The 22316-nt window shown below is 68.1% G+C and carries 24 protein-coding genes; 23 read left to right on the top strand and 1 reads right to left on the bottom strand.

All coding sequences use genetic code 11. The annotated features are described in order from the left end of the window. Positions 1-18: 18 nt before the first annotated feature. Positions 19-810 (bottom strand): gamma-glutamyl-gamma-aminobutyrate hydrolase family protein, encoded by a 792-nt coding sequence (locus tag QJ043_RS08625; protein ID WP_283713299.1) that lies wholly within the window; start codon positions 808-810, stop codon positions 19-21. Positions 811-891: 81 nt separating this feature from the next. On the opposite strand from QJ043_RS08625, the gene QJ043_RS08620 reads away from it, so the two are divergent. From QJ043_RS08620 to QJ043_RS08510, 23 genes are all read left to right on the top strand, one after another. Then, the gene (locus QJ043_RS08620; protein WP_283713298.1) at positions 892-2232 is read left to right on the top strand and encodes a replication-associated recombination protein A; all 1341 of its coding nucleotides are present in this window, start codon (positions 892-894) and stop codon (positions 2230-2232) included. A 72-nt stretch (positions 2233-2304) separates the two neighbouring features. After that, the gene (locus QJ043_RS08615; protein WP_283713297.1) at positions 2305-2853 is read left to right on the top strand and encodes a hypothetical protein; all 549 of its coding nucleotides are present in this window, start codon (positions 2305-2307) and stop codon (positions 2851-2853) included. A 12-nt stretch (positions 2854-2865) separates the two neighbouring features. After that, positions 2866-3249 carry an ATP-binding protein gene (locus tag QJ043_RS08610; protein ID WP_283722800.1) on the top strand — a complete coding sequence of 128 codons (384 nt, stop codon included), beginning with the start codon at positions 2866-2868 and terminating at the stop codon, positions 3247-3249. A 122-nt stretch (positions 3250-3371) separates the two neighbouring features. Then, complete coding sequence (locus tag QJ043_RS08605; RefSeq protein ID WP_283713404.1) at positions 3372-4157, top strand: SigB/SigF/SigG family RNA polymerase sigma factor; 786 nt, start codon at positions 3372-3374, stop codon at positions 4155-4157. 80 nt (positions 4158-4237) lie between these two features. Further along, positions 4238-5719 (top strand): AI-2E family transporter, encoded by a 1482-nt coding sequence (locus QJ043_RS08600; protein ID WP_283713295.1) that lies wholly within the window; start codon positions 4238-4240, stop codon positions 5717-5719. A gap of 88 nt (positions 5720-5807) precedes the next feature. After that, the gene (gene alaS / locus QJ043_RS08595) at positions 5808-8441 is read left to right on the top strand and encodes an alanine--tRNA ligase (protein ID WP_283713403.1); all 2634 of its coding nucleotides are present in this window, start codon (positions 5808-5810) and stop codon (positions 8439-8441) included. Between the two features lie 5 nt (positions 8442-8446). Continuing rightward, a complete protein-coding gene (gene ruvX / locus QJ043_RS08590) occupies positions 8447-8887 on the top strand; it encodes a Holliday junction resolvase RuvX (RefSeq protein ID WP_283713294.1) in 441 nt (146 codons plus the stop codon). A 289-nt stretch (positions 8888-9176) separates the two neighbouring features. Further along, positions 9177-10244 (top strand): endolytic transglycosylase MltG, encoded by a 1068-nt coding sequence (gene mltG / locus QJ043_RS08585; protein WP_283722799.1) that lies wholly within the window; start codon positions 9177-9179, stop codon positions 10242-10244. Further along, positions 10241-10765: a YqeG family HAD IIIA-type phosphatase gene (locus QJ043_RS08580; RefSeq protein ID WP_283713292.1), complete on the top strand. Its 525-nt coding sequence runs from the start codon at positions 10241-10243 to the stop codon at positions 10763-10765. The genes mltG and QJ043_RS08580 overlap by 4 nt, the downstream gene beginning before the upstream one ends. Beyond that, the gene (locus QJ043_RS08575; protein WP_283713291.1) at positions 10765-11253 is read left to right on the top strand and encodes a prepilin peptidase; all 489 of its coding nucleotides are present in this window, start codon (positions 10765-10767) and stop codon (positions 11251-11253) included. Before QJ043_RS08580 ends, QJ043_RS08575 begins: the two co-directional genes overlap by 1 nt. Before the next feature lie 31 nt (positions 11254-11284). Then, on the top strand, positions 11285-11827 hold the full coding sequence (locus QJ043_RS08570; protein WP_283713290.1) for a shikimate kinase: 543 nt from the start codon (positions 11285-11287) through the stop codon (positions 11825-11827). Then, on the top strand, positions 11824-13098 hold the full coding sequence (locus tag QJ043_RS08565) for a dehydroquinate synthase/iron-containing alcohol dehydrogenase family protein (RefSeq protein ID WP_283713289.1): 1275 nt from the start codon (positions 11824-11826) through the stop codon (positions 13096-13098). The genes QJ043_RS08570 and QJ043_RS08565 overlap by 4 nt, the downstream gene beginning before the upstream one ends. Positions 13099-13199: 101 nt before the next feature. Next, entirely contained in the window at positions 13200-14312 is a 1113-nt protein-coding gene (locus QJ043_RS08560; RefSeq protein ID WP_283713288.1) for a M24 family metallopeptidase, read from the top strand. A 440-nt stretch (positions 14313-14752) separates the two neighbouring features. Continuing rightward, positions 14753-15718, top strand: a complete 966-nt coding sequence (locus QJ043_RS08555; RefSeq protein ID WP_283713287.1) for a mannose/fructose/sorbose PTS transporter subunit IIA — start codon at positions 14753-14755, stop codon at positions 15716-15718. Positions 15719-15756: 38 nt separating this feature from the next. Beyond that, positions 15757-16572: a PTS mannose/fructose/sorbose transporter subunit IIC gene (locus QJ043_RS08550; protein WP_283713402.1), complete on the top strand. Its 816-nt coding sequence runs from the start codon at positions 15757-15759 to the stop codon at positions 16570-16572. Between the two features lie 20 nt (positions 16573-16592). Continuing rightward, positions 16593-17618, top strand: a complete 1026-nt coding sequence (locus tag QJ043_RS08545; protein WP_283713285.1) for a PTS system mannose/fructose/sorbose family transporter subunit IID — start codon at positions 16593-16595, stop codon at positions 17616-17618. A 177-nt stretch (positions 17619-17795) separates the two neighbouring features. Then, a complete protein-coding gene (locus QJ043_RS08540) occupies positions 17796-18272 on the top strand; it encodes a DUF956 family protein (protein ID WP_283713284.1) in 477 nt (158 codons plus the stop codon). A gap of 128 nt (positions 18273-18400) precedes the next feature. Continuing rightward, complete coding sequence (gene efp, locus QJ043_RS08535; protein ID WP_283713283.1) at positions 18401-18964, top strand: elongation factor P; 564 nt, start codon at positions 18401-18403, stop codon at positions 18962-18964. Between the two features lie 203 nt (positions 18965-19167). Beyond that, positions 19168-19527 (top strand): Asp23/Gls24 family envelope stress response protein, encoded by a 360-nt coding sequence (locus QJ043_RS08530; RefSeq protein ID WP_283713282.1) that lies wholly within the window; start codon positions 19168-19170, stop codon positions 19525-19527. Between the two features lie 3 nt (positions 19528-19530). Then, a complete protein-coding gene (gene nusB, locus QJ043_RS08525; RefSeq protein ID WP_283713281.1) occupies positions 19531-20079 on the top strand; it encodes a transcription antitermination factor NusB in 549 nt (182 codons plus the stop codon). Further along, positions 20076-20498, top strand: a complete 423-nt coding sequence (locus QJ043_RS09775) for an exodeoxyribonuclease VII small subunit (RefSeq protein ID WP_347177741.1) — start codon at positions 20076-20078, stop codon at positions 20496-20498. The genes nusB and QJ043_RS09775 overlap by 4 nt, the downstream gene beginning before the upstream one ends. A 10-nt stretch (positions 20499-20508) precedes the next feature. Further along, positions 20509-21294, top strand: a complete 786-nt coding sequence (locus QJ043_RS08515) for a TlyA family RNA methyltransferase (protein ID WP_283713280.1) — start codon at positions 20509-20511, stop codon at positions 21292-21294. Positions 21295-21365: 71 nt separating this feature from the next. Further along, a complete protein-coding gene (locus QJ043_RS08510; protein ID WP_283713279.1) occupies positions 21366-22223 on the top strand; it encodes an NAD(+)/NADH kinase in 858 nt (285 codons plus the stop codon). Positions 22224-22316 lie beyond the last annotated feature (93 nt).

Here is a 22316-nt window from a genome sequence, read left to right as displayed (position 1 = left end):
GTCCCGGCCCGGTGCCCGCTACCCTCGCCGCTCCTCCATTCGCTCCCGTGCGGCGGCGATGAACGCCTCGAACAGCTGGGGCTGGGTGGCCATGATCTCTGGGTGCCACTGCACCCCCATGAAGAACGTGTGGCCTGGGAAGTCGATGGCCTCCGGCGTGCCGTCCTCGGCACGGGCCACCACGTGCCCCCCGAGGGGCACGGACGAGATCGCCAGGTGGTGCATCGAGTTCACGCGCGTCTCGAGCACGCCGAGCATCCGGTGCAGGCTGCTCTCCGGTTCCAGGATCACGTCGTGGCTCGGCACGGAGAACGGCATCCCCTGCATGTGGGACTCCACCGGCGCCGTGTCGCACCATTCCTGCTCGCAGACGTCGCGCACGAGAGTGCCTCCGCGCGACACGTTCATCATCTGGAGGCCGCGGCAGATGCCGAGGCAGGGAACGTCGAGGTTCCAGCAGGCGTCGAGCAGCGCGCTCTCGAAGCTGTCCCGCAGGGGCTCGGTGTCCCCGAGCGGGTGGTGCGTGGCGCTGTCGTAGGCGCGCCCGTCGAAGCTGGCGGCGTCGATGTCCGCCCCGCCCGTGAACAGCACGCCGTCCATCCGCTGCGCCAGCTCGCGCGCCGCAGCAGGGCCGCACTCATGGTAGGGGAGGAGCACTGGGACGCCGCCGGCCTCGAAGATGCGCGAGGGGTAGGTCTCGGCGAGGCCGTAGGACCCTCCCTGGCCGGGCAGCTCGCCCAGCGGTCGCGAGCAGAGGCCGATGAGCGGGCGCGCGTGGGTCAGGGTTGTGGTCGTGGCTGCATCGCGCATGGGGGCACCTTCGCAGGTCGGAGGGCCCGGTAGGCGAACATGTATTCGCACGCGCCGGGCTTCGGGAGTATAGTGTCGGGTATGGATACCTTATTCAGCGCACAAGAGCGCCGCAAGCGGACAGAGAACGCCCCCCTGGCCGCTCGCATGCGGCCGCGCACCTTGGAGGGGTTCGTCGGACAGGCCGAGGCGGTCGGCCCCGGGTCATGGCTCCGCACGGCCATCGAGCACGACACGCTCTCCTCGGTGATCCTCTACGGGCCCGCCGGCACCGGCAAGACCACGCTCGCGCGCATCATCGCCAATGTCACACAGGCGGAGTTCGTGGAGGTCTCGGCCATCACGGGCACCGTCAAGGACCTTCGGCGCGAGGTCGAGGCCGCCGAGCAGCGCCTCTATCGGTCCGGTCGCCGCACGATCCTCTTTGTGGACGAGATCCACCGTTTCAACCGCTCGCAACAGGACGCCCTGCTCCACGCCGTCGAGGACCGCGTCGTGGTGCTCGTCGGGGCCACCACCGAGAACCCCTACTTCGAGGTGAACTCCGCGCTCCTCTCGCGGAGCCGCGTCGTGGAGCTCACGGCGCTCGACGACGCGTCGGTGGGGGAGCTGCTCGACCGCGCCCTGGCGTCGGCGGACGGCCTCAACGGCGCGTTCTCGCTCGACGAGGGCGCGAGGGCGAGGATCGTCTCGCTGGCCGGTGGCGACGGCCGCGCCGCGCTGACCACGCTCGAGCTCTCGGCCCAGCTGGCCACGCCCGACGGGCGGCTGCCGCAGGGGCCCGGCGACGAGGGGCCGCGTCCCATCACGCTCCAGCAGGTCGAGGAGGCCAACCCCCGTCGCGGGCTGCCGTACGACAAGGGCGGCGACCTGCACTACGACATCGTCTCGGCCTTCATCAAGTCCATGCGAGGCAGCGACCCTGACGCCGCCCTCTACTGGCTCGCGCGCATGATCGACGGCGGCGAGGACCCGCGCTTCATCGCCCGGCGCATCATGATCTGTGCTTCCGAGGACATCGGCAACGCGGACCCCCAGGCCCTGCTCGTGGCCGAGGCCGCCTTCAAGGCCGCCGAGGTGATCGGCTATCCCGAGTGCCGCATCAACCTCGCGCAGGCCGCCATCTACCTCGCCCTCGCGCCCAAGTCCAACGCGGCCGAGGCCGGTATCGACGCTGCCCTCCACGAGGTGCGCACAGGGCCGCGCCGCGAGGTGCCGAGCTACCTTCGCGACCGCCACCGCCCAGGTTCGGAGGGGTACGGCCCCTACCTGTACCCGCACGCGTACCCGGGCGGCTGGGTCGAGCAGCGCTACCTGCCCGAAGGCCTGGAACGGGGCGCCTTCTACGCGCCGAGCGGCCGGGGCTGGGAAGGGTGGCGTTTGGAGGCGACGGCCCGAGACCGCGCAGGAGGGGAGTCCTGAAGCAGCGGTTGGGTAGAATGACCGAGACTGCAAGCGCCGCCAGAACGGGGCGCATCAATGTGAGGAGTGGCGATGGACCTAGCGCTCGACATCCTATTGATCATCTTGGTGGCGGTATTCGCATGGGTGGGCGTCGAGCTCGCCCTCACGGTGAAGAAGGCTCGCGCCGGCCTCGTGCCGATGCTCGACGAGCTGGACACCACCGTCAAGAAGGCCAACGCCACGATTGACTCCGTCGACAAGACCATCCAAGACTTGGGCCCGGCCGTCCAGGAGGTGCAGCCGTTGCTCGGCAAGGTCGAGACCACCGTGGACGCCCTGTCGTTGGACCTGCTCCACGTGAACGACATCCTGGGCGACGTCAGCACGATGACCGGCACCGCCTCCAAGGCCACCGAGTCCGTCACCGGCGTCGTGGAGAAGGCCTCCCATGCCGTCAACAGCGCCGTGGCCAAGGTCACCGGTCGCGCCGATGCCGCCGCCGCGCGCCTCGAGCGCGCCAAGGACGACGTCGAGGACGCCGCGAACGCCGCCAAGGCCGACGTCGAGGACGCCGTGGTCGAGACGGTCTCGTCCGACTCCGGTTATTTCACCTACCCCACCGACCGCGACCAGTCTTAGGAGGATCAGACGATGCCCGATACCGAAGGCAAGACCGTTTCGCTCACCGTGCCGGCCGAGGCCGAGTTCGCGCGATCCGTCCGCATGCTCGCCGCGAACCTGGCCGTGGTCTGCGGCCTCTCCATCGATGACGTCGAGGACGTCCGCATGGCCGCCGAGGAGGGCTTCGTGTTCAGCTCCTCCACCGACCAGGACGAGGTGCAGGTGCTCTTCACCATCGACGAGGCGAAGATCCAGATCCAGTTCTCGCTGGGCGAGTCCGCCGAGGTGGGCGACTTCGAGGACGGCGACTTCGACTACGCGAAGCTGATCTTGGACTCCGTCACCGACGAGGCGGTGGTGGACGAGGAGCAGGGCGTGCTCACCGTTGTGAAGACCATGGGGGGAGCGGCGTGACGCAGACTCAGACCGAGCCCACCGCCGTCCAGAAACCCGAGGAGACCACGCCGAGCGGCAAGTCCAAGACCGAGCGTCCCCGGCCCCAGGTGTCCCGCACCTCCGGGGTGCGGGCCCATCGCGTGTCCGCCGGCGCCGGCCGCGGCAAGCTGGCCTGGGACAAGGAGCGCACCCGCGAGCTCTTCCGCCTCTACAAGGAGGAGGGGGACGAGGACGCGCGCGAGCAGCTCATCGTGAGCCACCTCAACCTGGTGCGGTTCCTTGCCTCCAAGTTCAAGAACCGCGGGGAGTCCCTCGACGACCTCATCCAAGTGGGCAACATCGGCCTCATCAAGGCCATCGATCGCTTCGAGCCGGAGCGCGGCCTCGAGTTCACCACCTATGCCACACCCACGATCATGGGCGAGATCAAGCGCCACTTCCGCGACAAGGGCTGGTCGGTTCGCGTGCCGCGCCGCCTTCAGGAGCTCTCGGCCAAGGTGAACCAGGCCACCGACGAGCTCACCAAGGACCTCCAGCGCTCGCCCTCCGTGCAGGAGATCGCCGAGCACCTCGGCGTGTCGGTGGACGAGGTGCTCGAGGCCATGGAGTCGTCGAGCGCCTACAGCTCCGTGCCCCTCGAAGGCGGCGGCTCCGGCGGCGACCAAGACGCCCCTTCCGTCATCGACCATTACGCCACCGAGGACCAGGACCTGCTGGCCTCCGACGACCGCATGGTGATCGAGGAGACCATCAAGGACTTCTCGCCCCGGGAGCAGGAGGTCATCCAGATGCGCTTCGTGGAGGGCCTCACGCAGGTGGAGATCGCGAACCGCCTGGGCGTCTCCCAGGTGCAGGTCTCGCGCTTCCTGCGTCGCACGCTCAAGAAGGTGCAGGACCGCATCGACCCCGAAGGGCTGATGGGCTAGGGCGCGGACGGGCCGGCCGAAGGGGCCGGCCCCGTGCGTTCTCGCTGGGAAGAATCGTAGGTCAGGAGAGGGGGAGTCCCATGGCCGAGCAGCACACCGACGGCACGGGGCATGGCTCCTCTGCCCTGTCCCTGGAGGACCGCCTGCGCATGGTGCGCGTGTGGACCTGCATCGGCGTCGTCCTCATCTTCATCGCCGTCGTCGTGGCATTGGGCTACCTGGGACCGGTCATCGAGTTCCTCGGAGTCGGCATCATCGTCGGCTTCATCTGCAGCCCCATCGTGAACAGCCTCGAGCGCCGCGGCGTGGGGCGCGCGCTCGGCGCGCTCGTCGCGCTGATCGTGGTGCTCGGCGTGGCCACCGGCATCGTCGCCCTGCTCGGCCCGCTCTTCACCGAGCAGCTCCTGTCCCTCCTCGAGAAGATCCCGAGCTACCTCCACGAGGTGCAGGTCTGGATCGAGGGCCTCTTCGAGAAGTACGGCTCCAGCGCCACGGCGGACTTCCAGGTGAACGTCACAAGCCTCGTGAACGGCCTCTCCTCGATGGGCAGCCGTTTCGCGACCGGCATGGCCTCCCAGATATCCTCGGGGCTGCTTCCCAATCTGATGAACATCGTCAACGTGTTCTTCATGTTCTTCCTCGGCCTCGTGCTGGCCTATTGGCTCGCCCGCGACTACCCGAAGATCGTGCGCGAGTTCGCCGTCATCGCGGGCCCCAAGCACCAGGAGGACCTCACGCTGCTGCTCGCCGTGGCCAGCCGCTCGATGGGCGGGTACATGCGCGGCATCGTGATCACGTCCCTCGTGGGCGGCGTGCTCGCGTTCCTCGGCTTTCTGGTGGTGGGGCAGCCCTACGCGCCGCTCATGGGCATCCTCACGGGGCTCTTGCACTTCATCCCGGTCATCGGCCCGTGGTTCTCCGCCGCGATAGCCACGGTGACCGCGCTCTTCGTGAGCCCCGTCTGCGCCCTGTGGACCCTCATCGTGGCCATGATCGCCGAGAACGTGACCGACAACGTCGTGAGCCCGGTGGTCATGCGGTCCGCCGTCCAGGTGCACCCGGCCATGAGCCTGCTCGCGATCGTGATCGGCTCCACGCTCGGCGGCGCGGTGGGCATGGCCATCTCGATCCCCGTCTCGGCGGCCATCAAGGGCGTCTTCATCTACTACTTCGAGACGCGCACCGGCCGCCAGATCGTCTCCTACGACGGCGCGATCTTCCAAGGCACGCCGTTCCGGCACGGGGACGGCTCGCCGGCGCCCTCGTTCGACGCCCTGGACGACGACCACTTCTTTGCCACGTCCAAGCTGGTGCCGGAGCCCGCCGAGCCGGACGTCTCCGCAGAGACCCCTCCCGAGCCGCCCAAGCCGCCCATCACCGACACGATCCGCAAGCATGCGGAGGACGCGAGGGCCATCGTCGAAGAGGCGCTGAAGCGCGACGAGGACTATGTGGTCGGGGCCCGGGACGACGCCAGCAAGGCCGAGACGCCCGACCGCGAGGTGCCTGGCGCTCCTGAGGACGGCGCCCCTTCGCAGCCGGACCACAAAGAGCGGCCGTAATCCGTGCCGCACCGCTAGACTGTTCTGGTTACATGCAACGACTTCACCAGCAGGAGGTGCTCCTTTGAGCGCGCTTGACTTCCCTACGATGACCACGGCCGAGATCCGCAGCGGCTTCCTTGAGTTCTTCCACGACAAGGGCTGCGAGGTCTTCGAGTCCTCGTCGCTCGTTCCGGACGACCCCTCGCTACTTCTCGCCAACGCGGGCATGAACCAGTTCAAGCAGTACTACCTCGGCACCAAGACGATGGACGCCATCGGCGCCACGAGCTGCCAGAAGTGCCTCCGCACCAACGACATCGACGCCATCGGGCTCGACGGCCGCCACCTCTCGTTCTTCGAGATGCTCGGCAACTTCTCGTTTGGCGGGTACTCCAAGCGCCAGGCCTGCGAGTGGGCCTTCGAGTACATCACGGAGAAGCTCGGCCTGCCCCTCGAACGCCTCTATTTCACCTGCTTCACCGATGACGACGACTGTCAGGAGATCTGGCAGTCCCTCGGCGTGCCCGCCGACCACATCTCGCGCCTCGGTGAGGACGACAACTTCTGGGCCGCCGGCCCCACCGGCCCGTGCGGCCCGTGCTCGGAGATCTACTTCGACCAGGGCGAGGACGTGGGCTGCGGGCGCGAGGACTGCGCGCCGGGCTGCGACTGCGACCGCTTCCTCGAGTTCTGGAACCTCGTCTTCACGCAGTACGACCGTCAAGAGGACGGCACCCTGGTCGACCTGCCGCATCAGAACGTCGACACCGGCATGGGCCTCGAGCGCATCTCGGCGATCATGCAGCACAAGAGCTCCAACTACGACGGCGACATCCTGCACAGCCTCATCGAGCTGGGCGAGCGGCTCTCGGGCAAGAAGTTCGGCGAGAGCGTCAAGGACGACGTGTCGCTGCGCATCCTCGCCGACCACTCCCGCGCGGTGACCTTCATGATCGGCGACGGCATTCTGCCCTCCAACGAGGGTCGCGGCTACGTGCTGCGCCGGCTGCTCCGCCGTGCCGTCTTCCATGGGCGCCTGCTCGGCATCGACGGCCTCTTCCTCGACCGTTACGTGGCCGAGGTCACGCGCCTCATGGGCGAGACCTACCCGGCCCTCGTCGAGAACGGCCCGATGATCGACACGACCGTCCGTGCCGAGGAGCAGCGCTTCGGCGTCGCGCTCGATCGCGGCCGCCAGTTCGTCGAGGACGCGCTCGCGTCCCTGGACGCAGGGGCGCCGCTCTCCGGCCATGTCGCCTTCAAGCTCCACGACACCTATGGCTTCCCGATCGACCTCACGCGCGAGATCGCCGAGGGCGAGGGCCACGGGGTCGAGATGGAGACCTTCGAGGAGGACATGGAGGCCCAGCGCACCCGCGCCCGCAACGCCGGAGCCACCGACAACGACGCGTGGAGCAACGTCAACGTGTGGACCGAGCTCTCCGACCAGGTGGGCCCCACCGATTTCCAGGGCTACGACGACGAGAAGCTCGGCGGCTGCACCGTCCTCTCCATCGTGCGCGAGGGCGAGTCCGTGATGCGCGCGGGCCTCGGCGACGAGGTGGAGGTCGTGCTCGACCGGACGCCGTTCTACGCGGAAATGGGCGGCCAGGTGGGCGACACCGGCGACATCTCCGGCATCGAGGTGCGCATGCGGGTCACCGACACCAAGGCGCACGACGGCGGCCTCGTCGGCCACATCGGCACGATTACCGGCGGCTTCGTCCGCGTTGGCGACGTCGTGACCGCCACCGTCGACGAGAAGCGACGCGAGCTCATCCGTCGCAACCACACGGCCACGCACCTGTTGGACGCCGCCCTCATCAAGGTGCTCGGCGACCACGTGCACCAGGCCGGCTCCCATGTGGGCCCCGACCGCCTGCGCTTCGACTTCACGCACCCCGAGGCCATGACGGAGCCTCAGGTCAAGGAGGTCGAGGACCTCGTCAACCAGAAGATCTTCGAGGCGCTGCCCGTGACGACCTGCGAGATGAGCCTCGCGGAGGCCAAGGAGTCCGGCGCCATCGGGCTCTTCGGCGAGAAGTACGGCGACGAGGTCCGCGTGGTCTCCGTGGGGTCCGGCTTCCTGCCGTTCTCGTCCGAGCTCTGCGGAGGAACCCACGCCCGTAACACCGCCGAGCTGGGCTTCTTCAAGATCGTCTCCGAGAGCTCCGTCGGCAGCTCGGTGCGCCGCGTCGAGGCGGTGACCTCCCTCGGCGCCCTCGCGTACGTGGACCAGCGGCTCGACGCGCTCGACTCCGCCGCCCGTGCCCTCAAGGTGGCCCCGGCCATGATCGGCGGTGCGGTCGCGGACGCCATCGCCCGCCAGCACGAGCTGCGCGAGAAGCTGAAGCACGCCCTTTCGGGCGCCCAGTCCAACACCGTGATGGACGCCCTGGCCGCGTCCCTCAAGCTGGACGGCTACGACTGCGTCGTGACCCGCATGGACGGCCGTTCCGGCAAGGACCTCCGCGCCGTGTGGGACACCATCAAGCAGAAGTCCGACAAGCCGATGGCCTGCGTGATCTTCTCTCAGGGGGACGACGGCAAGGTGGCGATGCTCGCTGCGGGCGACGATGCCGCAGTGGAGGCGGGCTTCGACGCCGGCAAGGTCATCAAGGACATCGCCGGCAGGTTCGGTGGTCGCGGCGGCGGCCGCAAGAACATGGCCCAGGGCGGCCTCACCAAGGCCGAGGCCATCGACAGCGCGCTGACCGGCGTGCGCGAGCTCCTCAAGTAGGAACCGTGCGGTACCTGGCACTAGACATAGGAGAGAAGCGGGTCGGCGTGGCCGTGAGCGACAGCTCCGGCCGCGTCGCCTCGCCCGTGTGCGTGCTGCCGGCGGTCGAGGTGGAGAGCAACGCCGTCACGTGGCGGCGCGTTGTCGAGGACCTGGAACCGGACGTCCTCGTCGCCGGCCTGCCGCTCACGATGGCCGGCGAGCCGGGCCCCCAGGCCGAGCGCGTGCGCGCCGTGGCGCAGAACGTGGCGTCCACCTGCGGTGTTCCTCTGGAATTCACCGACGAGCGTCTATCCAGCGCCGAGGCCAAGCGTATCCTGCGACAAGAAGGCCTGAGCGAGAAGAAGATGCGCGGCAAGGTGGACATGGTCGCGGCGTCGTTGTTCCTTCAGGCGTTTCTTGATGCCCGGGCCGGCACAGGGTCGGTTCCGCAGGCGGGGGAGTGAGCCGCCACAGCAAACGTATGCTGACCCTCAGACGGGCGGCCGGAACGTCGGGGGCGCGATGCCTCTGCGGTGAGGGGCACCAGTGGCACGACACATGGGCAATGACAGTGGTTCGACTGCGAGGCGGCCGACCCCCCGCACGCAGCGGGGCCGCTCGCAGGGGTCGGGGACTGCTCGCACGACGGTGGGCGCGACGACGCGCCGCGTGTCGTCGCGCACGGCTGCCGCGACGCGGGGCGCCACGGCACGGCGTTCCGGCGGCGGGTCGAACGGCCCGTCTTCGCGGCGCGTGCTCGCCCTCGTCGTGATCGGCGTCGCCGCAGTGGCTGCGGTGGGTCTCGCCGTCTTCGGCATCGCCCGATGCTCGGCGCCCGGCGATGCCCCGAACAAACCCGCCAACGATGCCCCTGCGGCCACGGGAACGGTGGAGGTGGAGGTTCCCGAGGGGTCGAGCGGCGACCAGATCGCGCAGGCCTTCGTGGACGCGGGCCTCGTGAAGGACCTCAAGACGTTCTACGCGGCCGTCTCGGCGGCGCGTGCGGACAACTCGATCCAAGCCGGCACGTACGAGTTCAAGGCCGGGACAAGCGTCGAGGACATTGTGGCGCAGTTGGTGAAGGGCCCCAACAGCGCCAAGGGCCGCGTGACCGTGGCCGAGGGGCTCACGGTCGCGAAGACCGCCGACGTGGTGGAGGCCGCGCTCGGCATTCCTGCGAAGGACTTCATGGCCCAGGCCAAGGCCTCCAACTACGTGGACGCCTACCCGTTCCTCTCGGCGGTGGCCGACGACTCGCTCGAGGGCTTCCTCTGGGGGTCCACCTACGACTTCACGGGGCAGGACGTGACGGCCGACACCGTGATCCGCGCGATGCTCGACGAGTACCAGAAGCAGACCGCGTCCATCGACTTCGCCGCAGGGGAGCAGTCCATCAAGGACACCTACGGCATCGACATGGACGACTACGACATCGTGATCCTCGCGTCGATCATCGAGCGCGAGACCCCCACGGACGCCGACCGTCCCAACGTCGCCTCGGTGGGCTACAACCGCATGAAGGCCGGGATGCCGCTCCAAGTGGACGCGACCACCGAGTACGTGGTCGGTCGCGAGGTGACCCCGGACGACCTCAAGGAAGACAACGCGTACAACACCTACCTTCACAAGGGGCTCCCGCCGACGCCGATCTGCTCGCCCTCCAAGGCCTGCATCGAGGCCGCGCTCAACCCGGCGAGCACGGGCTACCTCTACTTCCTCATCATCGAGAACGGCACCTATTCCAACCACACCTTCTCGGAGACCTACGAGCAGCACCTCGCGGCCATCGAGCAGGCCAAGAAGGACCAAGGCATCTCATGAATCCACTGAAGAACGCCCTCGCGCAGCCATGGCGCCGGTACCACCGGGTCGAGGACGTGGACGTCGATGAGCTGAGGACGCAGGGCGTGCGCCTGGTCCTGCTCGACCGGGACAACACCTGTGTTCCCCGCGACCGCACGGCGCCGCCGGAGTCCGTGCGCGCCTGGTTCGACCGCGCCCGCAAGGCCGGTCTCGCGCTGTGCCTCGTGTCCAACAACTTCCACGGGACCGAGGTGGCCGCCTCTGCCGAGGACCTCGGCGTTGAGAAGATCGACCATGCGATGAAGCCGGCCCCGTTCGCCCTCTGGGCCGCGTGCGACAAGATGGGCGTCCCGCGCGAGCAGGCCGTCCTGATCGGCGACCAGGTCTTCACGGACGTGGCGGCGGCCAACCTGGCCGGGGTGCGCCCGATCCTCGTGGACCCGCAAAGCGACGAGGACCTCTGGTACACCCAGGTGTTCCGCCTGTTCGAGGAGGGCGCGATGCCCGATCCCTCCTATACCGGTGCTTCCGAGGCCTGATGGCCTTGTTCCTCGCACTCGCCGCCTCTGCGTCCGTCGTCGACGCCCGGGAACGGCGCCTGCCGAACCCGATCCTCGCCGCAATGGCCGCGTTGGCCGTGGTCGGGCAATGCCTGCGTGCGCTCGGCGCCGATGCTCTGGCCTGGACGCCCCTTTGGGCGCTGCTCGGTCGTTCCTTACCGTCGCCGGCGGCCTGCGTGGTTGGCGGCCTCGCCGTCACGGCGGCGGCATTGTTTGGCGAGCTCCTCTGGCGCCGACGCCGCGGCTCAGTGGCGTTCGGGCTCGGCGACGTGAAGCTGCTCGGCTGCTGGGGTCTGGTGACCGGCCCTGTGTTCGCGCTCGCTGGCCTGGCTCTCGGCTGCGGCCTTGGCGCCTGTTTCTCGCTCATCCGGCGCCAGCGGACGTTCCCGCTCGGCCCATGGATGAACGGTGCGTGCGCCGGCCTGTGCGCTGTCTCGTGGGCGGCCCCGGGGCTGCTATGGTCTTAATGCGGCGGCCGGCGGCGACAAGGGAGCGGACGTGGGGATCCCCGGGGTCATAGAGCACGAGGGATGCGACCACATCCTGTTCGTGGGGTTCTCCGGGGCCGGCAAGTCCACGGTCACCCGCAATCTGGGCGCGATGTTCAATCGCCGCCATGTGGACCTCGACCGTCTGGTGGAGCGCGCGATGCACGCGAGCCTGCCGAACGTGTGGCACACGCAAGGGGAGGGCGCGTTCCGCGCCGAGGAGACCCTAGCGCTCGAGGGCCTGCTTCGCGAGAAGTCGTTGCTCGTGGCCTGTGGCGGGGGCACCGTCGAGGTGCCGCGCAACCGCGTGCTGCTGCACGAGCTGGGGAGCGTCGTCTTCTTGGACGGCACGTTCGAGGACTCCCTGGCCCAGATGCGGAGCCTGCGCCGGCGCCCCGACCTCGGCGGTCTGGCGGAGGCGGCCCGTGTGTACGAGCGGCGCCGCCCCCTCTACGAGGAGGTCTGCGACTACCGCGTCTCGATCACCGGGAAGAGCTTTGAAGAGGTGGCCTGCGACTGCGCGGAGCTGCTGTGGGAGGAGGGGCTGCTATGAGCCACGAGGAGCTGCCGAAGGGCGTCGAGGCCCAGCTGGGGGAGGAGGCCTCCCTCGTGGAGTCCGAGCTGGCGGCCCCGGCCACGGACGTGCCGGGGCCTCAGGACGGCGCGTCCGAGGAGGTCGCCGCCGATGCCGGTGAGGTCGAGGAGCCACCGGCACCCCTGGCCCTGCGCCAGACCGTCTCGCTCAACGGCGCCTCGTGCGACTGCCGCTTCGGCGACGAGGTGCTCGACCGGTTCGGCCGGGACCTGCGGGTCGCCGTCGGGCGCCCGGGCCGGGCGCTCGTTGTGGTGGAAGAGGGCGCGGACGGGGACCTCGTCACCAAGGTGCGGCGCGAGGCCACCGACTCCGGCTTCACGGTGTCCGAGGCCTCCGTGCCCTCCGGCGCGCGGGCGGCCACTGTCGCCGAGGCGCAGCGCCTCTTCGAGGCACTGGCCGAGAACGCGATAACCGGTGGGGACGCCATCGTGGCCGTGGGGGGCGCCGACGCGCTGTCCCTCTGCGCCTTCGCTGCCTCCACCTGGTGCGGCGGCGCCACGCTGGCGGCCCTCCCCACCTCGATGGACGCCCTCGTGCGCTGCCCGGCGCGCCCGTTGGCGCTCGGGGTGGGGACCGTGGCGCGCATGGTGTCGGGACGTCCCCGGATGTCGCTCTGCTACGCGACGCCCGCCACCGTCGGGGCCGGGCTCGTCGACGACGCGTCGCTGCTCGCGCGCGCCTACGAGGTCTCGGGGGCCGTCTGTGAGAGCAAGGAGGGGTTCAACGGGCTCGTCATGAGGAGCGAGGCCATCGCGACCGGCGACATCGAGGCCATCGGGCGCCAGGCGCTCGACAGTGCCCGGGGCATCGGCCGTGTGTGCTCGTCCACATCCGTTGCGGTGCGCCAGTCCCTCGCCTATGGCGAGACGTTCGCCGAGGGGCTGCAGACGTTGGCCCCGAACCTGCCGCAATGGGCGCTTCTCGGCGAGGGGATGCGGTTCTCGGCGCGCCTTGCCGTGGGCATCGTGAACGGCGACGTGGACTTCGTCTTCACGCAGGACGCGCTCCTCGACCGTCTGGGGCTCCCTGCGGTGGACGGCGCCGACCTGCCGAGGGAGGCGCTCGACCCCGAGGCCCTCGAAGCGGCCATCAGGGCGGCGGCCTTCCGCCGTTCCAACCGGTACCTCTTCGCAGTCCCCTACGCCGTGGGCCGCGTGCGCCTGACGGCCGCGCCCGAGGACGTGCTGATGGACAACCTGGCCGGGTGGTGCGCCTCCAAACAGCAGTAGGCGCCCCTGCTGGTCGATTCTTCCGTCCCGCGTCTCGCCTTTTGGCCGGCCCGGAGTGGCACACTGTCCCTCGGTGACCAATGAACGACCGAGGAGGGCCTATGGCACAAACCGAGGGGCGCGTCGCGCGCCTTCGCGCACTGATGGAAGAGCGCGGCTACGATGCCGTCGCGATTCGCTGCAACGCCGACCTGCGCTGGCTGACCGGCGCCGAGCGTGTCCTCGACGACGAGACCGCCCACGTCGCGTTCGTCACGCAGGACGGTCTCTGGCTCCACACCGACTCCCGCTATTACCACGCGTTCCTCGACCGCCTGGGCGATGACTCGCCGTGGCAGGTGGACATGGACCGCGTGAGCGCCGAGCGGTTCGTCGCCCGTCTCGCGGCCGAGAACCGCTGTCGCGTCGTGGCCGTCGAGGACACCGCCTCGGTGGGCTTCGTCGACGGCCTCGAGGCCGGGCTCCTCGAGAGCAGCGCCGCGTGCCTGTTGCCGCGCCTCCATGGCGACCTCCAGGCCCTGCGTATGGTCAAGGACGACGAGGAGCTCGCGCTGCTCCGCCGCGCTCAGGAGATCACCGACGACGCCTTCGAGCACATCTGCGGCTTCATCAAGCCGGGCATGACCGAGCAGGAGGTGCGCGCCGAGCTCGAGAACTACATGCTCTCCCACGGCGCCGACGCGGTGTCCTTCGGCTCCATCATCGCCACGGGCGCGAACGGCGCGAACCCGCACGCCCAGCCTGGCCCCACGGTCATCCGTGAGGGCGACCTCATCGTGATGGACTTCGGCGCCGGTTACTGCGACTACCACGCGGACATGACCCGCACCGTCGCAGTGGGGGAGCCCTCCGAGAAGCAGAAGGCCGTCTACGAGGTGGTCCGCAAGGCCCACGAGGACGCGGCGGCGGCCGTGCGCCCGGACGTGAAGGGCGCGGACGTCCATGCCGTCGCTGCCGACGTGATCGGCGAGGCCGGCTACGGCGACTACTTTGGCCACGGCGTGGGCCACGGCGTGGGCATCGAGATCCACGAGAGCCCGAGCTTCTCTCCGCACTGGGGCAAGCCCGTCCCGGCGGGCTCGGTGGTCACCATCGAGCCGGGCATCTACCTTCCCGGCGAGTTCGGTATCCGTCTTGAGGACACCGGCGTGGTCACCGAGGAAGGGTACGTCCCGTTCACGAGGCTCGGCCATGAACTGCGAACGGTAGGCTAATGGGATTGGGTGGCATTCAGCTACATGAAACCGCCGCCTGATGATAGCTTGAAAGAAAAAGTTGACCGTTTTGTACCGGTCAACTTTTTCCTATTCCTGCCGAAAATGTGATTTGTCCCTTGTCGACGGAGCTGAAACAGCCGCCAAAAGAGAGCCCGACGCCCTTGGCAGGCTCCCTTAAGAACCCCCTGTCGCACCCGTTAGATCGAGCCGTTTGGCTGCGTTTCCCCAGCTGAAATCCTATGGCCCTTTAAGCATCTTCAAAGCAGCCAAAAAACGAATAACGATAGCGAAACGATCGTTCAGGAGCAACCACTTTTTTGTCAGGTGCCCCAACTGGCCAGCCGGCGGGCGATCGCCCCTGACAGAGAGGGATGCGTTATAGTTCAGCCCGTGTTTTGTACGTGTAAAAGTCTAGGAGAAACTTAGGAGGTTATGTGATGGTAGGGATTGTCCTGGCAAGTCACGGCAAGTTCGCTGAAGGCATCATGCAGTCCGGCTCCATGGTCTTCGGCGACCAGGAGAATGTCGCGGCTGTGACCCTGATGCCGAGCGAAGGACCCGACGACTTCCGGAAGAAGCTCGAGGACGCGGTCGCCTCTTTTGACGACCAGACCGAGGTGCTCTTCCTCGTGGACCTCTGGGGCGGCACGCCGTTCAACCAGAGCAGCGCGTTCGCCGACGGGCATGACAGTTGGGCCATTGTGACCGGCCTCAACCTGCCGATGCTCATCCAGGCCTACACGGCCCGGTTCGACGCGGCGAAGACTGCCCATGACGTGGCGACGGAGTGCTTCATCGAGGGCCGCAAGGGCGTTCGCGTCAAGCCCGAGAGCCTGGTGCCCCAGCCCAAGAAGAAGGCTGCGGCCGCTTCCGCCGACGCTGCCGTCATGACCGGCAACGGCGAGCCGATGGACATCGTCCATGCCCGTATCGACTCGCGCCTGCTGCACGGCCAGGTGGCCATGTACTGGTCCAAGGCGGTCGACTGCAACCGCATCATCGTCGTGTCCGACGCCGTCGCCCACGACGACCTGCGCAAGTCGCTGATCACCCAGGCCGCGCCTCCGGGGATCAAGGCCAACGTGACGACCATCGCCCAGATGGCCAAGGTCTACAAGGACCCGCGCTTCGGCGGCGTCAAGGCCTTCCTGATCTTCGAGAACCCCGAGGACGCGCTTGCCCTCGTGGAGGCCGGTGTGCCGCTGAAGCACATCAACGTCGGCTCCCTCGCGCACTCCGCCGGCAAGACGATGGTCTCCCAGGCCATCGCCGTGTCCGAGGAGGACGTGAACGCGTTCATCGCCCTGCGTGACGACGGCATCACCTTCGACACGAAGAAGGTGCCGACCGACAACTCCGAGGATCTCTTCAAGCTCATTGAAGAGAACCACATGATGCCCTAACAACCCACTCGTACACGTAAAGGAGGAGTCTCGTGGACATCAATATCTTTCAAGTCATCTTGGTTCTCATTGTCGCCTTCGTGGCCGGCATGGAGTCCGTTCTCGACCAGTGGGAGTTCCACCAGCCCATTCTCTCTTGCACGCTGATCGGCATCTTCACCGGCAACATTGAGACGGGCATCCTGCTCGGCGGCTCCCTGCAGCTTGTCGCCCTCGGCTGGATGAACATCGGTGCCGCCGTGGCCCCGGACGCCGCTCTCGCCGGCGTCGGCGCTGCGATCCTCGCCTGCATCCAGGGCATCTCGGCTGACGTGGCCGTCGCCACGGCCATCCCCCTGGCCGTCGCCGGCACCGTGCTGACCATCTTCGTCCGCACCATCACCGTGGGCTTCGCGCACGCCGCCGACGGCGCCGCCGAGAAGAACGACGCCCGCGGCATCGAGCTCTGGCTGTGGCTGTCCGTCGCGTGCCAGGGTCTCCGCATCGCCATCCCGGCCGGCATCCTGATGGCCATCCCGGCCGAGGCCGTGCAGGCCGGCCTTGAGGCCATTCCGACCTGGATCACCGGTGGCCTGTCCACCGCTGGCGGCTTCATCGTCGTCGTCGGCTACGCGATGGTCATGAACATGATGGCCTCCCCCAAGGTGTGGCCGTTCTTCTTCCTCGGCTTCTCTCTCGCCTCGCTGTCTGAGCTCGGCCTCATCGCCATGGGCATCATCGGCGTGTGCCTCGCGCTCGTCTACCTGGACCTCTCGCCTGAGTTCAACGGCGGCGGCAACGGTGGCAGCGCTGCGGTCGCGACCGCCGGTGGCGGCAGCGACGCTCTCGACGACATCCTGAACGACTACGAGTAACCCGATTGGAGGCATAGACAATGGCTGAGACCGAGAAGATCGTCCTCACTAAGAAGGACCGCCAGGCCGTCTTTATGCGCACGTGGCTGCTCCAGGCCAACTGGAACTACGAGCGTATGCAGAACGTCGGCTGGTGCTACGCCATGATCCCGGCGATGCGCAAGCTGTACAAGGATCCCGAGGACCAGAAGGCGTTCCTGAAGCGCCACCTCGAGTTCTTCAACACCCACCCGTACGTGGCCGCCCCCGTCTGGGGCGTGGAGCTCTCCCTCGAGGAGACCAAGGCCAACGGTGCCCCCGTCGACGACGCCGCCATCCAGGGCGTCAAGATCGGCATGATGGGCCCGCTCGCCGGCGTCGGCGACCCCATCTTCTGGGGCACCCTGCGCCCGGTGCTCGGCGCGTTCGCCGCTTCCCTGGCGCTCGCTGGCTCCATCCTCGGCCCGATCCTGTTCTTCGTGATCTGGAACGCCGTCCGTATGGCCTTCCTGTGGTACACGCAGGAGTTCGGCTACCAGGCCGGCGCCTCCATCGCCAAGGACCTCGGCGGCGGCCTGCTGCAGAAGGTCACGATGGGCGCCTCCGTGCTCGGCATGTTCATCATGGGCGTGCTGATCCCGCGCTGGACCTCCATCGACATGAGCTCCATCGTGTTCGCCACGACGGACTACGGCAGCGTCGACTCCGCGTACCCTGCGGCGACCGAGCTCGTGAACGCCCTCAACGGCGTTGCGAACGGCGCCACGATCACCCCGGACATCCTGTCCAACGGCCTGAACTCCTTCAGCAGCGTCGCTGGCAGCGGCTACTCCGTCGTGCAGCAGATGGCTGACCAGGCCGGCAACGCCTACACCGGCGCCGAGCAGTACCGCATGGTCGGCACCACCACCCTGCAGTCCGTGCTCGATCAGCTGCTCCCGGGCCTCCTGCCCCTCGGCCTGACCGCGCTCTGCATGTGGCTGCTCAAGAAGGGCGTCAACCCGATCGTGATCATCTTCGCCCTCTTCGGCGTTGGTATCCTCGGCGCCCTCCTGGGCATCTGGTAATCGCTTCTTCTGAGAAGCAGCGCCCTGTTCCCCATCGAGCAGGGCAGAGGCCCGGCCCCGTTTCCTGCGGGGCCGGGCCTCTCGTTTGTGCGGACCCACTCCCGTCGCGGCGGGAAGGAGGCCGTGGCGCCCGACGTTTTGTCCCATAATGGGACGCCGGACCAGCAAGGAGGATCCATGGGCCTGTTCGACAAGAAGACCGACATCACCGGTGCGGGGAGCTCGGTCAACACGCGCGAGATGGCACCCGCGCTCAACCATGAGGTGGAGCTCGAGGCGCGGGCCAACAGCTTCGCGAACCCGGTGTTCCCCACGGCGGGCACGCTGACCCTCGGCGACGTGGGCATGGAGTTCCGGGCCGACACGGGGGTGGGCTACGTGCAGATCCCGTGGCGCTCCGTGGAGAAGGTGGTCGTCGACATGCCGACGAAGGGCTATGTGCACGCGATCACGGTCCACACCGACGAGGCGGCTCCGCTCCAGTTCGTGATCAGCGACGGGGCGAACGTCTTGAGGGCCATCAATCGCCACGTGGGCCGCGACCGGCTCGAGCGCGGCCCGCAGAACTTCAAGAACGCCGCCGTCACGGTCAAGGACAAGGTGACCGGCATCTTCAAGAAGAAGGACAAAGGCGGCGACGGCGCCGGTGCCTGAGAGCCCGGTTTGACGGCCCTGTGGCGGGGCGTGTGCCTCTCGGGAGTTCAAACCCTGGAGGGTCTATAGTCGTGTGGTTATGTGTACGTGCGGGCGGGCGCCCGCGTGAGATAGAAAGCGAGCGCTTCGTGGCAACGATCAGCACTGCGGACTTCAAGAACGGCATGGGTCTCAAGATCAAGGACAAGGTGTACACGCTGGTGGAGTTCCAGCACGTGAAGCCGGGCAAGGGCGGCGCCTTCGTCCGCTACAAGATCAAGGACCTCAAGAACGGCCGCGTGATCGACCAGACCTGCAACGCGGGCACGAAGTTCGAGAACGTGCAGCTGGTGACCAAGGAGTACCAGTACCTGTACAACGACGGCCAGGACTTCTACTTCATGGACAACGAGACCTACGACCAGCTCCCGCTGTCCGCGGAGTACATCGGCGACAACGCCAAGTGGCTGCTCGAGAACGACACCGTCCAGCTCCTGTACGCGGACGACGAGCTGCTCGGCGTGACCCCGCCGATGTTCATCGAAGTGGAGATCACCGAGACCGACCCCGGTTTCAAGGGCGACACCGTGCAGGGCGGCACGAAGCCGGCCACGATCGAGACCGGTGCGCAGATTCAGGTGCCGATGTACCTCAACGTGGGCGAGAAGATCAAGGTCGACACGCGTGACGGCAAGTTCGTCGGCCGCGTCTAGGCGTGCAAAAAGGGACAGTCCCCAAATGCACACGGAGCGCATCCTTCGGGGTGCGCTTTTCTGTGCGCCTCTCGTTCGCTGAAACCCTTCTTTGCGGCAGAGATCCCGGCCTCGGCTACCATGGGTCTTTGGTAAAGGCGCACGGCACCCACCGCTGGCGGGGAATCTGCTCACCAGGTGCCAGCGAACGAAGGGACGAACCCATGCCCAATGAACTCTCCATCGGAGGCATCACCGTATCGAGCAATGTCATCGCGACCGTCGTGACCATCGCTGCGGAGAAGGTGGACGGTGTCGCCTACGTCAACGGCCACAACGTCGCCACAAGCCTTGTGTCCCTGTTCACCCAGACCCCGACGGTCGCCGTCGACACCATCGCCTGCGACGTCGAGGACGGCAAGCTCGTCGTGAGCGTGCCGGTCGCCGTCTTCTTTGGCTACACGTTCACCGAGCTGGCGGACCAGATCCGCGCTGCGGTGGCCGAGGCCATCCAGACCCAGGTGGGCGTCGAGGTGGGTGCGGTGGATGTTCGCATCGACGAGCTCATCTTCCCGAAGGAGTAGCGAGTGTCCAGCAAAGACGGCCTCTACGGGAGGCTCCTGTCCCGCGCCCAGGCGGTGCAGGTCCTGTTCCAGGCCGAGTCCGCGGGGCGCCCGGCGGCCAACGTGCTCGAAGGCGAGTACGTCGTGACGCGCGGGCCCATCGACGAGTTCGGCACGTCGCTCGCGCTCGGCGTGGACGAGCACCGTCGCGAGCTGGACCAGGTCATCGCCCATGTGGCCAACAACTGGTCCCTGGAGCGGCTGGCGCACGTGGACAAGGACATCCTCAGGGTCGCGCTGTACGAGTTGCTCTTCTCGGACGAGGTGTCCCACGCGGTCGCGATCTCCGAGGCCGTGAACCTGGCCAAGGTGTTCGGCGGCGAGGACTCCTACGTCTTCATCAACGGCGTGCTCGGACGGGTGTCCCGCGACCTCGACGCCGGCGTCGACCTGCTCGCCGAGTCGCAGCCGAAGCCCGAGCCGGCGCCCGAGCCGGCTGTGATTGAGGAGACCGTCGTCGAGGAGGAGCCCGTTGCCGAACCGGAGCCCTCGTCGGAGGAGGCCTCCCAATGAGCCGCGACTCCCGTGCGTACAACAGCTTCCACGAGGTGACCGAGCGCATGGACCAGATCGTGCGCGACGTCCGCTCCAAGGACACCTCGCTCGAGAAGTCGCTCGATCTCTTTGACGAGGCCATTGGCCTCGGGTCGAAGGCCGTCGAGCTCGTCGACAAGACCGACTTCTCGCCCGAGGAGAAGGAGCGCATGGCCGACCTCTCCGAGGAGAAGGCCACGGAGGCGCAAGAGCGCGAGGGCGAGAACCTCGCCGACGAGCTTCTCGCCGAGCAGGGCGCGGAGGTTGTCGCGGACGGTGCCGGCATGGCGACGCCGGGGCACCCGGATGGCGGGACCGCCGAGCAGGAGGCACTGGACCGTGCCATCCACGACGCCGACGACGGGGCATGGAGCCCGGATCCGGCGGAGCGCGAGTGAGCGCGCGACGGTGAGCAAGCACAAACAGCGTCTGGACGCCGAGCTCACGGCCCAGGGATTCTTCGAGAGCCGGGACGACGCGATGCGCGCGGTCCTGGCCGGGGAGGTCTCTGGGCCGTCGTTTCGATATGAGAAGCCCGGGACCCTCGTGGAGCCGGGCGCGCCGCTCCATGTGCGCGGGCGCCGCCCCTACGTGAGCCGCGGCGGCCTCAAGCTGGCCGCCGGCCTCGATCGCTTCGGTCTTTCGCCGAAGGGCTTGAGGTGCCTCGACGTGGGCTGCTCCACCGGCGGGTTCACCGACGTGCTGCTGCGCCGGGGCGCTGCGAGCGTGACGGCGGTGGACGTCGGCTACGGCCAGTTCCATTGGAGCCTTCGCAACGACCCGCGGGTCGAGCTGCTCGAACGGACGAACGCCTGCGACCTGGGAGGCCCTGGTCGCGACGCCCGCTACGACCTGGCGGTCTGCGACGTGTCGTTCACCTCGGTCCTCGCGGTGCTGCCGGCCGTGGGGCGGCTGCTGACCGGCACGGGCGCGTTCCTCACGTTGGTGAAGCCGCAGTTCGAGGCGCCGGCGGGCGACGTGGGCCACGGAGGCGTCGTGCGCGACCCGGCCGTGCGTCGCGCTGCCGTGGAGAAGGTCGCGAGGGCGCTCTCCGAGGTCGGGCTGGCCGTGCAGGGGGTGGCCGAGAGCCCGGTCACCGGCGCGAAGGGCAACCACGAGTACCTCGTGATCGGGAGCCGAGCGGCACCCCCGGCACCTCTGGACCTGGACACGGTGCCCACGCTTCGGTGCTGACGCGCCGCCGTTCCCGGCAGGGGTTGCTGCGATACTGAAGTCGTCGGATCGTTCCAGGAAGAGGTGCGCTCGTGAGGGTCCTGCTCGTCCCCAACTACTCCCGTCCCTCCGCCGTGGAGGGCGCGACGATGATCGCCCATTATCTCGAGGCCAACGACATCGACGTGGCGTGGGCGCACGACAAGAAGAAGGCGCCCCTCAGTCGGACCACGTGCGACGGGTGCGACCTGGTGATCTCGCTCGGAGGCGACGGCACCCTCTTGCGGGCTGCCTCGATCGTGCAGTTCTCGGAGGTGCCGGTCCTCGGGCTGTCCTATGGGCACCTCGGGTTCCTCACCGGCGCAGGGTCGGACCAGGTGATCAGGACCGTGGGGCGCGCGCTTGCAGGGGAGATGCACGTGTCGCGCCGCGCGACGCTCGCCGTGGACGTGACCTTCGAGTCCGACGAGGGCGACGTGGTGCTCGAGGACCGCTTCTGCCTCAACGAGGTGGCGCTCTCCCGGGGGATGAGGGGCGACATCGTGTCGTTCGACGTGGAGGTCTCCGGATGCCACATCGACCGCCTGCGGGCCGACGGCTTTGTGGTGGCGACGGCCACCGGCTCGACCGGGTACGCGCTGTCGGCCGGCGGCCCCATTGTGACGCCCGAGTTCAACGGCATGGTGTGCGTGCCCATCGCGCCGCACACGATCCAGGCCCGCGCTTTTCTGACCGGCGCCTCCGACGTGGTGGAGATCACGACCGCACCGGAGCGCCCGGTGGACCGCTGCGTGTTCTGTGACGGACAGCTGGTTGGGGAGGGGCTCGGGCGCCCGACGAAGATCGCGGCGCGCCGCGGCCCGGGGGACATGGTGCTCCTCGACGGGGACGACCAGAGCTTCTACCGGAGCGTCTCCCGCGTGTTCTACGGCGGCCCCCGGTCCTTCTGACGCGGCCTCAAGCCCTTCGCGACGGTCGTGTCTGACGCGGGCGCCGTTTCTGCTGACCGGTGGTTTCCCAGCACTTCAAACGGGTGTTCTGTC

It is taken from the genome of Kribbibacterium absianum (assembly GCF_030067705.1).
Lineage (GTDB): Bacteria > Actinomycetota > Coriobacteriia > Coriobacteriales > Atopobiaceae > Kribbibacterium > Kribbibacterium absianum.
Note: the sequence above shows the minus strand (reverse complement) of the source record. Positions and strands in the feature narration are given on the sequence as shown.

Excerpts from the sequence above, each read along its gene's own strand:
- QJ043_RS08615 (WP_283713297.1), top strand. The coding sequence starts at position 2,305 with ATGGACCTAGCGCTCGACATCCTATTGATCATCTTGGTGGCGGTATTC.
- QJ043_RS08620 (WP_283713298.1), top strand. The coding sequence starts at position 892 with ATGGATACCTTATTCAGCGCACAAGAGCGCCGCAAGCGGACAGAGAAC.
- QJ043_RS08600 (WP_283713295.1), top strand. The coding sequence starts at position 4,238 with ATGGCCGAGCAGCACACCGACGGCACGGGGCATGGCTCCTCTGCCCTG.
- QJ043_RS08540 (WP_283713284.1), top strand. The coding sequence starts at position 17,796 with ATGGGCCTGTTCGACAAGAAGACCGACATCACCGGTGCGGGGAGCTCG.
- QJ043_RS08530 (WP_283713282.1), top strand. The coding sequence starts at position 19,168 with ATGCCCAATGAACTCTCCATCGGAGGCATCACCGTATCGAGCAATGTC.
- QJ043_RS08560 (WP_283713288.1), top strand. The coding sequence starts at position 13,200 with ATGGCACAAACCGAGGGGCGCGTCGCGCGCCTTCGCGCACTGATGGAA.
- QJ043_RS08575 (WP_283713291.1), top strand. The coding sequence starts at position 10,765 with ATGGCCTTGTTCCTCGCACTCGCCGCCTCTGCGTCCGTCGTCGACGCC.
- QJ043_RS08545 (WP_283713285.1), top strand. The coding sequence starts at position 16,593 with ATGGCTGAGACCGAGAAGATCGTCCTCACTAAGAAGGACCGCCAGGCC.
- QJ043_RS09775 (WP_347177741.1), top strand. The coding sequence starts at position 20,076 with ATGAGCCGCGACTCCCGTGCGTACAACAGCTTCCACGAGGTGACCGAG.
- alaS (WP_283713403.1), top strand. The coding sequence starts at position 5,808 with ATGACCACGGCCGAGATCCGCAGCGGCTTCCTTGAGTTCTTCCACGAC.
- QJ043_RS08625 (WP_283713299.1), bottom strand. The coding sequence starts at position 810 with ATGCGCGATGCAGCCACGACCACAACCCTGACCCACGCGCGCCCGCTC.
- QJ043_RS08565 (WP_283713289.1), top strand. The coding sequence starts at position 11,824 with ATGAGCCACGAGGAGCTGCCGAAGGGCGTCGAGGCCCAGCTGGGGGAG.
- QJ043_RS08555 (WP_283713287.1), top strand. The coding sequence starts at position 14,753 with ATGGTAGGGATTGTCCTGGCAAGTCACGGCAAGTTCGCTGAAGGCATC.
- QJ043_RS08580 (WP_283713292.1), top strand. The coding sequence starts at position 10,241 with ATGAATCCACTGAAGAACGCCCTCGCGCAGCCATGGCGCCGGTACCAC.
- QJ043_RS08610 (WP_283722800.1), top strand. The coding sequence starts at position 2,866 with ATGCCCGATACCGAAGGCAAGACCGTTTCGCTCACCGTGCCGGCCGAG.